Consider the following 13484-nt stretch of genomic DNA (forward strand, 5'->3'; position numbering starts at 1 on the left):
CCGCAACTGCGACCTCGACCACACCCGCGACAAACAATTCGGCGGCCCCACCACCGCCACCAACCTGGCCCACCTCTGCCCCGCCAACCACAACCTCAAACACTTCAGCAACTGGACCGTCACCGGCGCCCCCGACGGCACCCTCACCTGGACCAGCCCCGCCGGCAAACACTACGCCACCGACCCCGCCACCCGAATCAGACCCAAACCCCCACACACCGAACCACCCCCACCACCAGAACCCGTCATCGGACCAATCCCCCTGCCCCACGACCCCTGGGCACCCAACCGCACCACCGACCGTGCACCCAACCGCACCCCCAACCGTGCACCCAACCACACAGCCGCCCCGCACAACAACGTCGACACCAGCCCCCCACCGTTCTAACCCAGCCCCGCAGCAGCAGCCCGTGGGAAACGGCAACCCTTGAGCAGAGGTAGGAGCGGGCAGCGGTAGGCCGCGGGCCGCTCGCCGGCGGGGAGCCAGCGGCAGCGGTCGCTAACGCAGCGCGGTGATGCGCAGGGCCACCGACTTGAGATTCGCAATGCGCTGCTCGTAGCGAGCAGCGAGCACGATCAGCAGAATACCGCCGGCACCGAGCCAGAGGAACCACGGAATCACGCTGTAGGCGAGCGAGATCCACGGCCACAGCTGGGCGATGCCGTGAATGAGCAACACGGCAGCTCCGATCACGAACGGTGCCTGCAGTCGTCGTGTGCTGCCTATCACGAGCACAACGATCGCGGCGATACCGAGACCGACGATGCGCCAGAGTTCGTTGTAGGTCAAATCCTGGAGCAGCGACGGCCCGAGCAGCAGCACGAGTCCGACACCCAGCCAGCGCCAGCTGCGCGCCCGCGCATCGGTATTCAGGCGTAGCCAGCCCGAGCCGAGCAACGCGAGGGCCACCGGAACGGTGACGAGTTCGAACGGGGCGACCACACCAAAGCTGACCGTCGAAAAAGCGGCCAGGCCGGCCAACGCCAAAACGCTCCACGCTGTGAGCGGTCCGAGCGGTGCCTGCTGCCGCCACAGTGCAATCACGTGCAGCGCCGAGAGCCCCAGAACGAGCAGTACGGCCCGCGGCGTCGAGAGCCCAGCGTCGACGGGGGAGAGCACGACGGCAAGTTCGATCACGGTCACAACGGATGCCCACGCCAGCACGAGCGTGATGCTCGCGCCGCGGCGAAGTGACGCCGAGGCGGCATCCGCTTGGCGTGCCAGCAGGAAGGCGGTCGCGAGGCCGACCGTGGCAGAAAGCAGGAGCCAGAGTTCGATTCGCGCATCGGGAGCGCCCGGAGTGCCGCGCAGCCGCTGGGTTTGCGCGACCACTGTGATCACGAGGGCGACCGCTCCCGCGAGGCCGGCCGCCGACAGATAGTGCGATCGTGGCGGTGACCACCGCACTACGCCGGTACCGAGCAACAGCGCGGCTGAAACGAGCGCCACAATTGCCGGGCGCACGAGCGATCCCGTCTGCGATACGAGGGCGAGCGGCACGAGAGCGGTGAGCAGTCCGGCCAGCACGAGCAGCCCCGCCACCGGGCTCGCGGCACTGGCGCGATCGCTTTGACCGTACCGGCGAATGAGTAGAGCCGTGACGAGCACGACGCCGGCGACCGGCAGCACATACGGTTCGAGCGCGACGGTACCGGCCCGGTCGAGACCGAGCCAGAGGCCGACGGTGCCCAGCAGCAGGGCTAGCCAGCCGAAGTGACGGCGATTGGAGCCGGAGCCGAAGAGGCCGTCGGGCGCAATAGCCATGATAAGAGCCACGATGCCGGCGAGCACGATCACGAGCCACCCGAGCGAGCGGAGCGTGACCAACGCGGTGAACACGGCCGGGGCGAGCACGATAACCGCGCCGAGTTCGAGGGCCATGCGGTCGCGGCGGGCGAAGAGATCCGAGCCTGTGCCGCGGAACAGGGCGAGTGAGCAGATCACCAGAGCGAGCGCCGGTGCGGCGATGGTGAAAACGGATGCGACGGCGTCCGTCGCGAGAAGAACCTCGCGTGCCAGCAGGATCAGCGCCGGTGCCAGCGCGGTGGCGGCGATGGCGCGTTCCCAGTGCAGTTCGCCGCGGTTGGCGCGCACAAATACCCAGAGCGAACAGGCGGCGATGATCAGGCTTGTGCGCAGGATCGATCCGAACGGTTCGGGCTGCAGCAAAAAATCGTCGTCGGAAAGCACCCAGCGCCGCACGGGCAGAGCGAAGACGACGATGGTCGGAATGAGGAGGGTGAAGAAAGCCCAGCGTCGTTCGAGTTGGGTCAGCAACGTCGGCCGCAGGGCCGCGGCAGCAACCAACAGGTGCAACAGAGCCGTGGCGAGGGCGAGAGCCGCCGTGACATTGGCCACGTTGAGCGAATCCGACCCGAGCTGATCGGGGGCGAGCGCCAGTGGAACGTGCGCGACGCCGACCAGCGTGATGACAATCGCCGCGCCCACCAGAGCTCCCCGCGCGTGAGTGCGCCCCAGACTGGCCGGAATCGCGGGTCGTCGGGTAACCACCAGACGCGCACACCAGAGGGCGAGTACGAGTGACACCGTGCCGAACCACCACGTCGTGGGGTTCGCCCAGCTGATGAGATAGCCTAGGGTCTCGCCGGCAATCAGAAGACCGACGACGGCCGGAGTCAGAAACGCGAGCGAGAACGTGGCACTCGTGCGAGCGAGGAGCAGGGTGATGAGTGCTCCCGCGCCGAGTAAAAGGTAGAGCGTTACGATGAGCTCGATCGATTCGACGAAGGGCACCGCGAGAACGACAACGGCCAGCGCGAGGGCGGTCACGATCTGGCGACGCTGGTGCAGCAGCGCACCGAAGGTCCAGCCGATCAGGAGTATTGCACCGACGCCGACCAGGGCGAGCAACGCCCAACCGTTGTCGGCGGAGGCCAGCTGACCAACAACCTCGCGGCCGCGTAGCCCGTTTGCCGTGGCGTGAGTGAGAGGCCAAACGGCAGACGAGACCGTGAGAAGCAGCGGAATGGCCGCAACGATCGCTGCTGAACCGGCACCGAGGAGCCACGCGGTGCGAACAGGCGAGAGCCCGCCACTACGGCGACCGAACGACTCCAGGGCCACAGCCAGGGTCGCCGCTACGAGCAGGGGTACGGTGACGGAGAACGGCACGCTGTCGAAGCGCCCGGCAATGACCGGCGCGATGCCGGCGGCCGAGAACGCGGCCAGTGACGCCGCAGCAAACGCGAAATACCGGTACTCCGCCATCAACCGGGCGTTCTGCGGTGCCCGCAGCCCGATGACGACGTGGGCCGTGGCGACGACCGCGACCGCACCGAGACACCAGATCGGAGCGACGAGACTATCGGAGTCGACAAAGAACGCGAGGATGGCAGACGTGACGAGGGTCACCGCGCCCAGCAACACCAGCAGCATCCGCTCGGGCACGCGATCGATGGCGGGCCACCGGCTCGCCACCACCGCAGGCCGGGGGAACGTTACCCGGTGCAGCAACGCACCGATGGCGGCCCCGAGAAAGCCGACGAAAACCCGGGTGAGAGAGTCCTGGTTCTGCAGGAGACCGGCCGCGAGCAGCCCGAAACCGGGAACCGCAACGACGAAGCCGGCAATACTGCCCACCCGCAGCTTTGATTGGACGTGCCAGCCGAGGAACAACGCCGCACAGGCGAGCAGAGCGATGCCCCAGTAGATCGCCGCGTCACCCGCGGCGAGTCCGAACAGGTTGTTGCTGCGCATACCCCAGACGTCGAGCAGTACCAGCACGACGGCAAAACTACCGATTCCCTCGGCGGTGGACGTGAGCCGCGAGCGGCGTATGCGGGCAGCCACCAGAAGCGCCGCCACGGTCAATAGCGCGACAACGAAGGAACGAAAAGCGAGCCCGGCGATGATCCAGGCAACGGTGAGAAAGAAGATCGCGGCGACCGAAACCAACAGCACACCGATCGAGAGCAGCACGACCTGCACGCTGGAACGCTGGGGGCGGGTGGGCACAGCCGGCACAGCGTGCGCCGCCGCCAGGGACGGGGTTGTCGGGATCGCAGCGTTCGGTGCGGCTGGTGTTGGTGTCGGTACAGGGACCGACATAGCCGCAGGTCGTATCGGCAGGGTCGCAGGTTGCACCGGATGTGGTGCTGCGGCGACAACCGGGGGCGTCGTGATCCGGCCGGTCTTCGTTTCGTAGCGGATCCGCCCGATCAGTTCTGCGCGCCTCTCGAGCGCTGCGGCGGCCTCCGCCGACCGGTTCAGCAATTCGGTCGCGGCCGGGTTTCGCAGGTCGAGCTGGCACGCGGAACATACGGCAGACTTCAGCGGCGTGTGACAAGCCGGGCAGAGCGTCGTGTCAGTGAGCTCCAGGGTAGTGCGCGGCCAGATGATCCGACCGACATGACGCAGATAGAACTGCCCCGACGGTCCTGTTTCGAGCTCTGACATCGATCTCCCCGCGGTCGGTCACACTCGTCACAGGTTACCGGACGGCGAAAACGCGGGGCGTCGGTGTCAGAGGCTGTTGGTCGCGAGCCAGCTAATCAGTACGCGCTGAAACTCGAGCGGATGCTCCACGCTCGGCAGGTGCGCCGTATCGCGAAAAGTGCAACCGGTTGCTTGCGGAAGCATCTCGAGCAGAAATTCGTAGTGGGCCAGCGCCGACGTCACATCGAGCTCACCGACCGTGACGAGCGCCGGAACGTCGATGTCACTCACCCGGCCGAGCGCGGACGGTTCGAGCGGTATCAAGATCGGAGCTTCCGTGGCGTGCACCACGTTGCGCAGGTTGAGCTCCTGCGCGAGAGCCAGAAAAGCGGGGTCGACATCGGCCGCCTTGCGGGTCGGACCGACCGCCCAGAGAGCAACCTCAAGCCGAGCCAGCCGCGGCCATTGGCGAGCGGTGAAGGCCGCATCCAGCTTGTCGAACAGGACGTCTTCGCGCTCCGTCAGCTCCACATCGGGAAAGCCGCTGACCCCCGACCCGATCGTGACAAGGCCGGCAACCCGCTCAGGACTCGCCAGAGCCAGATCGATCGCGATCGTACCGCCGCGCGAGCAGCCGATGACGGTGACGTGGCCCACACCGAGATGATCGAGCAGGGCCAGGGCATCCGCTCGGTTGGAGAATTGAACATTCTCCGTGGTCGTCTGCCCGAAACCACGAGCGTCGAAGCGGATGACATAGTGATGCGCGGCGAGGGCCGCGACCTGCGGATCCCACATGCGCAGGGTCGCGATGCCCGCGTGGATGAGCAGCAGGGCTGGCGCGTCGGGTTCCCCCAGAGTTTCGTAATAGAGGGAAGCGCCTAGAACGTCGAGTCGGGGCATGCGATGAGCGTAACGTGCGCGCGCCCTTTCCCGGAAGAGCCCTGCGGGCCAGGCCTGCCCCGGCGAAGACTTAGGCTAGGCAGAATGGGCGGCGTGCTGGTGGGGTTTTCGATTATCGGATTTGTGATCCTGATCGGGTACTTCGTCGAGCGGTTCAGCATTGTCGGCGAGGGTGCCGGCTGGGTGCTCAACCGTATGGCCTTCTTCGTCGCGACCCCCGCGCTGCTGTTCACGGTGCTTTCCCACGCCGATGTGTCGGTGCTGTTCTCCGAGTTTCTGGTCGTCATCGTCAGTACGATCGTGGTCGGCGTGCTGTTCTACCTCCTGGCCGCACGGCTGTTCTTTCGCACGCCGGTGGCTGAGGCAGTGCTCGGCGCGTCCAGCGCCACCTACGTCAATGCCAACAACATCGGGCTCCCCGTGGCGATCTACGTGCTCGGCAGCGCCCAGTACGTAGCTCCGGTGCTGCTGCTCCAACTCGTGATTCTGGCCCCGACCATACTGGCGGTTCTCGATATCACCACCCGAGGTCGGGCCTCGTTCGTGTCGATTCTCACCCAGCCGATTCGAAACCCCATGATTGTCGCCTCGCTCGCCGGAGTACTCGTGGCGATCTTCGAAATCCAACTGCCGGCGACGGTACTGGCCCCGTTTGAACTGATCGGTGGCGCCGCGATCCCCCTGGTGCTGCTCTCCTTTGGCATGTCGCTGCACGGCCAACGCCTGCTGAGGGCCGGGACCGGCCGTAAACAGGTGCTCGCGGCCACCGTGATCAAGGTCGTGCTCATGCCGATCATCGCCTACGTGTTCGGGGCCTTCGTATTCCATCTCCAGGGCGCCGAGCTGTTCGCCGTGGTCGCCGTGTCGGCCTTACCGACAGCGCAGAATATCTTTAACTTTGCCTCGCGTTACGACCGGGCCATCGTCGTCACCCGAGATACTGTTTTGCTCACGACAATCACGTCCATGCCCGCTTTGCTCGTCATTGCGGCGCTTTTGGCCTGAGTCCCGAAAGGACCCGATGTCCCTATCCAGCCCGTCCCTATCCAGCCCGTCCCAGTCCAGCCCGCTCGCCGCGTTCGAATCCACCAGTTTGCCCATCGTTGATTCGAGCGAGCGGTTCTACGTGAACCGGGTGTACTGCGTCGGTCGTAACTACGCCGAGCATTCCCGCGAGATGGGCAACGACCCCGAGCGTGAATCGCCGTTCTTCTTCACCAAGCCGGCCGATGCTGTCTTTGCGGTCAACGAGGGCGTTGCCGAGCGTGGCGTTGCTCCCCACACCGTTCCCTACCCGCCGATGACCGACAACCTGCACTTCGAGATGGAACTCGTCGTCGCGATCGGCGTCGGTGGAGCCGACCTAGCGGCAGCGGATGCCCTCAGCCACGTCTTCGGCTACGGCGCCGGTATCGACCTCACCCGGCGTGACCTGCAGGCCGACGCCAAGGCTCAGCGCCGCCCCTGGGACCTCGCCAAGGGGTTTGATTTCTCCGGACCGGTCAGCCCGCTCGTCGCCGCGAGTGCGATCGGCCACCCGGCCAAGGCGCGCATCTGGCTCGATGTTGACGGTGAGACCCGCCAGGACAGCGATCTCGCCGATCAGATCTGGCCGGTCCCCGACGTGATCGCCGAACTATCCCGGTTCGTGACCCTGCGCCCCGGCGATCTTATTTTCACCGGCACCCCGGCCGGCGTCGGCAAAATCGAGCGGGGCAGCGCCATTACCGCTGGCATCACCGGAATCGGCGACCTCGACGTGCGCGTGGTCTGATCCACCGGCAGCTGCCGCTGTGTCGGCAGTCGCTGTGGCGGCGGCAGCTAGGTCGGCAGCAGTGCGCCGAGCGCGGTCGTGGCATGACCGCGATGCTCGTCGAGCAGGCGGATGACCAGCTCGGCATCACCGGCAGCGAACGCATCAACGATGCCCGCGTGCTCGTGTTCTACCCGCTGCCGGTTGCCGGATTCTTCGTAGTAGAGCCGGCGGTAGGCCTCGGTGGAATCCCACAGCGCCCGCAGGATGCGTTCGAGTCGGGGCATCCCGGCGCTCGTCACGAGCACGAAGTGAAAGCGCCGGTTGGCCTCGTTCATGGCCAGCAAGTCACCGACCTCGTTGGCGTGCTCCACGTCGGCGGCCGCCGCACGCAGGTCGACGAGCACCCGAGCGCCGCCCGCCGCGATCGTGGCACGCACGGCCTCCGCTTCCAGCAGCTGGCGCAGCCGGTAGACCTCGAGCATGTCGGCGAGCGACAGCGCGGTCACCCGATAGCCGCGATGCGGCTCGTGCACGACATGCCCCTCGGACTCCAGCGTGTTGAGCGCCTCGCGCACCGGGACCCGGCTGACGCCGAGGCGTTCAGCCAGGTCCTCCTGCCGCAGGGGCTGGCCGGGAACCAGCTCGCCGACTGCGATCAGGCGCCGCAGCTCGCCGAGGACGAACGCCGGAACGGTCGGCGGCCGGGAAGTTCGCTCGGTGGAAGGCACGTTGAAAACCCTAACTCAGCCCTTCCCGGGAATCAGCGAAAAGCTGCGATGCCGGTGATGTGCTGACCGAGAATCAGGGTGTGCACGTCGTCGGTGCCCTCGTAGGTGCGCACGCTCTCCAGGTTGTTAGCGTGGCGCATCGGCGAATAGTCGAGGGTGATGCCGTTGCCGCCGAGCATCGCGCGAGCCTCACGGCAGATGGCGATGGCCTCTCGGCAGTTGTTGAGCTTGCCCACCGAGATCTGGTGCGGAGCGAGCGTACCGGCGTCTTTCAGCCGGCCCAGCTGCAAGGCGAGCAGGGTGCCCTTGTTGATTTCGAGCGCCATATCAACGAGCTTCTGCTGCGTGAGCTGGTAGCCGGCGAGCGGCTTGCCGAACTGCATCCGCTCCTTCGAGAACGCCAACGCGGTGAGGTAGCTGTCGCGAGCAGCACCCATAACGCCCCAGACGATGCCATACCGGGCCTCGTTGAGGCACTCGAACGGCCCACGCAGCCCGCGTGCCTTCGGCAGCATGGCCGAGTCGGGCAGGCGTAGTTCGGTCAGTTCGATCTCGCACTGGATGGAGGCCCGCATCGACAGCTTCTGCTCGATCGGCGTTGCGACGAAACCGGGGGTGTCGGTGGGTACGACGAAGCCGCGGATTCCCTCGTCGGTCATCGCCCAGATGATCGCGACGTGGGCGACCGAAGCGAGACCGATCCAACGCTTGGTGCCGTTGATCACCCAATCGGTGCCGTCGCGGTGCGCGAAGGTGGTCATGCTGGCCGGGTCGGAGCCGGCACTCGGTTCGGTCAGTCCGAAGCAGCCGATGGCCTCACCGGCCGCCATGCGCGGCAGCCACTCGTTCTTCTGCTCCTCGGAACCGTGCTTGTGGATGGCACTCATCGCGAGTGAACCCTGCACGCTCACGAAGGTGCGCAGTCCGGAGTCGCCGGCTTCGAGTTCGAGCGCGGCGAGACCGTATTCCACCGAGCTGCGTCCGGGGCAGCCGTAGCCCTTGAGGTGCATACCGAGCAGACCGAGCTTGGCCATCTGCGGAATGATTTCGAGCGGAAAGACCGCCTTCTCGTACCAGTTGGCGATGTTCGGCTTGATGGTCGTGTTCACGAAGGCCCGCACCTCGTTGCGCAGGGCGATCTCGGAGTCAGTCAGCAGGGAATCGATGCTCACGAGGTCGGCGGCGTCGGTCAGGTCGGGTTCGGTCAGGTCGGTCTCGGTCAATTCGGCATTACTGAGAGCTGCAGCAGGCATGAGTCGTCTTTCGGTCGGTGAAGCGGATGCGGGGTGGCGGGGTGGCGGTGGAGCGGTGGAGCGGAAAACAGTTAGGCGTCGCGGGCGCTGAGTGCGCCGCTCAGGTCGGCGCCTTGGGGCTCGGCGCCCCGATCGGCGAACGTCGCGCCAGCGTGCTCACCGAGCAGGGGTGGCGGACGCAGGTAGCGCGCCGGGGTGTCGGAGAGGTTGATCGGGTTGGCGATTTGGCGACTCACTCGGGAGCCGTCGGCATCGGTGACCGGCACGATGGGTGCCAGGCCAAGCTCAGCGGCCAATTCCAGCGCCTCGGCGATCGAGTTCACCTTTCCGGCCGGCACTCTCGCGGCCGACAGCAGGGCCGTCCACTCGGGGGCCGGCCGAGTTTCGAGCTGTTTCTCGAGCATGGTCTTGAGCACGTCGCGGTGCGCGAGGCGGTCTGCATTGCTGCCGAATCGGGCATCCTCGGCGAGATCGGGCACCCCGAGTACCTGTACGAGGGCGGCGAACTGTTTGTCGGTACCGACGGCGACCGCGATCGGGTCGTCCAGCGTGCGAAAGGTCTCGTAGGGCGCGATGCTCGGATGTGCGTTGCCCAGCCGTTTCGGAGCGATCCCGGTCGCGAGTGTGCTCGAGGCCTGGTTGACGAGTCCGGCGAGCAGGGAAGAGAGCAGGTTCACGTCCACCCGCTGGCCGCGACCGGTCTCATCGCGGGAGCGCAGCGCCGCGAGAATGCCGATCACCGCGTTTTGTCCGGTGAGCACGTCGACCAGGGCCACACCAACCTTGCTCGGTTCAGAATCGGGTGATCCGGTGACGCTCATCAGTCCGCCGACGGCCTGCACGAGCAAGTCGTAGCCGGGCAGGGCCGCACCGCCGGCGCGGCCGAATCCGGTGATGGAACAGTAGACCAGTTCCGGGCTTTCAGCCTTCAGCGTGGCGTAGTCGAGGCCGTACTGCTCCATGACTCCGGGACGAAAATTCTCGATCACCACGTCGGCCTGCAGAGCGAGCGCGCGCGCCTCGGCCAGGCCGCGCTCGGTGCGCAGATCGCAGGTGACCGAACGCTTATTGCGGTTGACGCTGGCGAAGTAGCTGCCCATGCCGTTCTCATCGACCGGAGGCACCCAGGCGCGGGTGTCGTCGCCGAGCGGATGCTCGATTTTGATCACGTCGGCGCCAAAATCGGCGAGCATCATGGTGGCGAATGGCCCGGCCAGCACGCGGGAAAAGTCGGCGACACGGATGCCGTGCAGCGGCCCGGTCGCGGATATTTCGTCTTCATTCCAAGTCATCTGGATACTGTATCCAATTTGGTGGGAAAACGGAAGAGTCGCTGAGATTACGCGCCGTGTGGGTCAGGTAACGCGTCCATTGACCAGCCGCGGAGAGGGGATTGGCCTCGCTTCGGACCTCGACCGCAGCGGCGGAGCCAACTTTCTTTCTGGCAAAAAGCCCCTTTTTCTGCGAGAATGGAGTTTTGACCTAGCTCGGATCTCGGGCGGTCACGTCCAGAAACATCGGGCATCCCAAAGAAGGAAACCCATGACGGATCAAACTTTTCAAATTATCGCGATCGTCTTATATCTCGCTGGCATGGTCGCCATCGGCTATTTTGCGTTCCGGCAAACCAACGATCTTGACGACTACATGCTCGCCGGCCGTGGCCTCAAACCCGGCACCGCAGCGCTGAGCGCTGGTGCCTCTGACATGTCCGGTTGGCTGCTGCTGGGTCTGCCCGGTGCGATTTATGTTTCTGGACTCGTCGAAGCCTGGATTGCCATCGGCCTCACCATTGGCGCGTGGCTGAACTGGAAGTTCGTTGCCCCGCGACTGCGCTCCTATACCTTCGTGTCGAAGAACTCGATCACGATCCCGAGCTTCTTTGAAAACCGGCTCAAAGACACCTCACGCGTGCTGCGCGTCGCCTCCGGTGTCATCATTCTGGTGTTCTTCACGTTCTACGTCTCTTCCGGCATGGTCGCCGGTGGTGTGTTCTTCGAGAACTCCTTCGGTTCGACCTTCCTCACCGGCATGCTCATCGTCGCGGGAGTCACACTGCTCTACACGCTGTTCGGTGGCTTTCTCGGGGCAACCCTCACCGACGTGGCGCAGGGCATCCTCATGTTCGTCGCGCTGGTGGCCGTTCCACTCTTTGCCCTCAACGCCACGGGCGGTGTCACGGCCACGCTCGACTCCATCCGCGAGGTCAACCCCGACCTGCTCTCCATCACGGCCGGCGGTTCCGTGCTCGGTGTGATCTCCGCAGCGGCCTGGGGCCTGGGGTACGTCGGCCAGCCGCACATCATCGTGCGCTTCATGGCCATGCGCACCCCGCAGGACGCCACCGCCGGCCGTCGGATCGGCATCGGCTGGATGGTCATCACCGCGCTCGGCGCCATCGCCACCGCGCTGATCGGCATCGCGTACTTCCAGCAGCACCCCGAAGTGACGCTGGGGAACCCCGAGACGGTCTTCCTGCTGCTCTCGCAGACGCTGTTCCACCCCTTCATTGCCGGCCTGGTCCTGGCCGCCGTGCTCGCCGCGATCATGAGTACCATCTCCTCGCAGCTGATCGTCTCCTCCTCCGCCCTGGTCGAGGACCTGTACAAGATCGTCGGCAAGAAAGATGCATCTCCCAAACAGCTCGTCATGCTTGGGCGCCTCGGCGTGCTGGTCGTCGCTGTCGTGGCCGGCCTGATCGCCCTCAATCGCGATTCGACCATTCTGGAACTGGTCGGCTTCGCCTGGGCCGGTTTCGGTGCCGCCTTCGGACCGGTAGTCCTTCTCTCCCTCTACTGGAAGAAGCTCACTACCTGGGGCGCCTTGGCCTCCATGGTCACCGGTGCCGTCGTCGTCTTCATTTGGGGCAACTCCCCGCTCGGCGACATCATGTACGAGATCGTGCCCGGCTTCATCGCCAGCCTGATCGTGGCCGTCGTCGTCTCGTATGCCACCTACAAGCCGAACGCCGAGATCGACGCCGAATTCGATACCGCTGCCGAACAGGCGCACCCGAAGTACAAGGCGTCTACCGAGAAGACTTCCGCATAGCGCACCTCGTCGACGGAAATCTGATCTGACCCGGCACCTGTCTTCAGCCTCGCGGCCGGGGACAGGTGCCGTTGGCGTTGGCGATAAAGGCAACTACGCCCAGGCCACCACGAGCCGGGCAGCCTGCTGCGGCACCGTGACATCAACCCCGGTGACGGCCGCGAACCGGTGGAGACGATTCATCAGGGTGTTTCGATGGCAGAACAGGGCATCCGCTGACGTGGCGATATTTCCCGACGTGAGGTAGGCACGAACCGCCTCCACCAGTCGCGTTCGTTCGGCCACTCCGCAGCGGTCCAGCGCAGCATCCACGTCGGCGGCGATAGGCGACCCCGACGCACCGAGCCGCAGCCGCGCGATCCGCGCCCAGGCGATCGTCATGGTGAGCGCTCGCCGGTCGTCGGGAGTTACCAGGTGGGCCAGCTCGCGGGCCAGGCGAGCGGCGTCAGGGAGATTCGCGATTCCCGGCACGCCCTCCACGAGTCCCAGGCGAAGGGCGCTGATTTGTGACGCCGCCTCGTGCACGGCCGATCCGGGTCGGTCGTCGCGCACCCAGAACGCCACGAGTCCGTCACCGAGGTGATGGGTGAAGATCTCCGCGTCGCGATGAGCGGCCGACGCGACGACGACACGCAGTCCTGCCATTTCCTCACCGATTGCCAGCGCCACGCAGAGCGGGGCGGTCTCGTCGATCCGCAATGCACCGGTGATCTGGCTGAGCATCTCGGCCGAAGGGCTCATCTCCCCGAAGACTGCCGCCACGTAGCCCTGCCGCACCGAGGAGGCTTCATTGTGCATCCGCTGCCGTTCGGCCATATAGGTCGACTGGGTTTGGCTGGCATAGGAATCGACCATGTTCCACACGCGATCAGCGTGGCGTACCAACAGGGCTGCGTCATCGTCAGCGGCGATCGCAGTGAGTTCGCCCCAGAGCACCGAGAAGTCCAACCGGATCGCGGTCATTAAAGACTCGATCGGAATTCCGGCGCGGGCCCGAGTGACCCCGACATCGGTGGCGATGGCCAGTCGCTCCTCCCAGCCGCTGAGCACTGTGCTCTCGTCGGCGGCCTCCTGCAGTCCCCGAATCAGAGCGTCGAAGGAAGCGGCTCCGGTGCGGCGGATTTCGCCGCCGGGGAGTGGCAGCGTGTCATACCCCGGCACGCGAAGAACGCGGTCCAGGAAGAGGTCGGTGAGGCTATCGACTGACAACTGGGCCAACAGCGCGCTCCACCGTTTCGCATCGTCAATGACCGATTCAACAATTTGGGTGTCATCACGGGAGCTCATTCCAGCATTTTATGTGCTTTTGCACAGGTTTGGTGTGTCAACCTGTTTCATTTCGTTAATACTGCGATGGCCATCCCCTGAAAGACTTCTATGAATTCCTTCCGGAGGCC

At 65.5% G+C, this 13484-nt stretch carries 9 protein-coding genes and 1 pseudogene; 4 read left to right on the top strand and 6 right to left on the bottom strand.

The features are described 5' to 3' along the window. Nucleotides 1-388, top strand: a pseudogene (locus QMK22_RS13180) (hypothetical protein); the annotation flags it as partial. 111 nt (nt 389-499) lie between these two features. On the opposite strand, the gene QMK22_RS13185 reads toward QMK22_RS13180, so the two are convergent. Together QMK22_RS13185 and QMK22_RS13190 are read right to left on the bottom strand one after the other, a co-directional pair. Further along, nucleotides 500-4417 carry an SCO7613 C-terminal domain-containing membrane protein gene (locus QMK22_RS13185; protein ID WP_283498111.1) on the bottom strand — a complete coding sequence of 1306 codons (3918 nt, stop codon included), beginning with the start codon at nt 4415-4417 and terminating at the stop codon, nt 500-502. A 66-nt stretch (nt 4418-4483) separates the two neighbouring features. Further along, nucleotides 4484-5299 (bottom strand): alpha/beta fold hydrolase, encoded by an 816-nt coding sequence (locus QMK22_RS13190; protein WP_283498112.1) that lies wholly within the window; start codon nt 5297-5299, stop codon nt 4484-4486. An 84-nt stretch (nt 5300-5383) separates the two neighbouring features. Between QMK22_RS13190 and QMK22_RS13195 the strand changes: the two genes are divergently transcribed. Further along, nucleotides 5384-6304 (top strand): AEC family transporter, encoded by a 921-nt coding sequence (locus QMK22_RS13195; protein ID WP_283498113.1) that lies wholly within the window; start codon nt 5384-5386, stop codon nt 6302-6304. A 16-nt stretch (nt 6305-6320) separates the two neighbouring features. Beyond that, nucleotides 6321-7073 (top strand): fumarylacetoacetate hydrolase family protein, encoded by a 753-nt coding sequence (locus tag QMK22_RS13200; RefSeq protein WP_283498114.1) that lies wholly within the window; start codon nt 6321-6323, stop codon nt 7071-7073. Nucleotides 7074-7120: 47 nt separating this feature from the next. Here the strand turns inward: QMK22_RS13200 and QMK22_RS13205 are convergent, their stop codons facing one another. From QMK22_RS13205 to QMK22_RS13215, 3 genes are all read right to left on the bottom strand, one after another. Beyond that, nucleotides 7121-7783 (bottom strand): GntR family transcriptional regulator, encoded by a 663-nt coding sequence (locus tag QMK22_RS13205; protein ID WP_283498115.1) that lies wholly within the window; start codon nt 7781-7783, stop codon nt 7121-7123. A 32-nt stretch (nt 7784-7815) separates the two neighbouring features. Then, entirely contained in the window at nt 7816-9036 is a 1221-nt protein-coding gene (locus QMK22_RS13210) for an acyl-CoA dehydrogenase family protein (RefSeq protein ID WP_283498116.1), read from the bottom strand. Nucleotides 9037-9107: 71 nt separating this feature from the next. Then, nucleotides 9108-10328, bottom strand: a complete 1221-nt coding sequence (locus QMK22_RS13215; protein WP_283498117.1) for a CaiB/BaiF CoA transferase family protein — start codon at nt 10326-10328, stop codon at nt 9108-9110. Nucleotides 10329-10578: 250 nt separating this feature from the next. On the opposite strand from QMK22_RS13215, the gene putP reads away from it, so the two are divergent. After that, nucleotides 10579-12087 (top strand): sodium/proline symporter PutP, encoded by a 1509-nt coding sequence (gene putP, locus QMK22_RS13220; protein WP_283498118.1) that lies wholly within the window; start codon nt 10579-10581, stop codon nt 12085-12087. A 93-nt stretch (nt 12088-12180) separates the two neighbouring features. Here putP and QMK22_RS13225 read toward each other — a convergent pair whose 3' ends face one another. Continuing rightward, nucleotides 12181-13374: an RsbRD N-terminal domain-containing protein gene (locus QMK22_RS13225; protein WP_283498119.1), complete on the bottom strand. Its 1194-nt coding sequence runs from the start codon at nt 13372-13374 to the stop codon at nt 12181-12183. Nucleotides 13375-13484: the final 110 nt, after the last annotated feature.

This window comes from Cryobacterium sp. PH29-G1 (genome assembly GCF_030063365.1).
Classification (GTDB): domain Bacteria; phylum Actinomycetota; class Actinomycetes; order Actinomycetales; family Microbacteriaceae; genus Cryobacterium.

Bases quoted from the DNA above. Each gene is read 5' to 3' on its own strand.
- QMK22_RS13185 (WP_283498111.1), bottom strand. From the start codon at position 4,417: ATGTCAGAGCTCGAAACAGGACCGTCGGGGCAGTTCTATCTGCGTCAT.
- QMK22_RS13190 (WP_283498112.1), bottom strand. From the start codon at position 5,299: ATGCCCCGACTCGACGTTCTAGGCGCTTCCCTCTATTACGAAACTCTG.
- QMK22_RS13195 (WP_283498113.1), top strand. From the start codon at position 5,384: ATGGGCGGCGTGCTGGTGGGGTTTTCGATTATCGGATTTGTGATCCTG.
- QMK22_RS13200 (WP_283498114.1), top strand. From the start codon at position 6,321: ATGTCCCTATCCAGCCCGTCCCTATCCAGCCCGTCCCAGTCCAGCCCG.
- QMK22_RS13210 (WP_283498116.1), bottom strand. From the start codon at position 9,036: ATGCCTGCTGCAGCTCTCAGTAATGCCGAATTGACCGAGACCGACCTG.
- QMK22_RS13215 (WP_283498117.1), bottom strand. From the start codon at position 10,328: ATGACTTGGAATGAAGACGAAATATCCGCGACCGGGCCGCTGCACGGC.
- putP (WP_283498118.1), top strand. From the start codon at position 10,579: ATGACGGATCAAACTTTTCAAATTATCGCGATCGTCTTATATCTCGCT.
- QMK22_RS13225 (WP_283498119.1), bottom strand. From the start codon at position 13,374: ATGAGCTCCCGTGATGACACCCAAATTGTTGAATCGGTCATTGACGAT.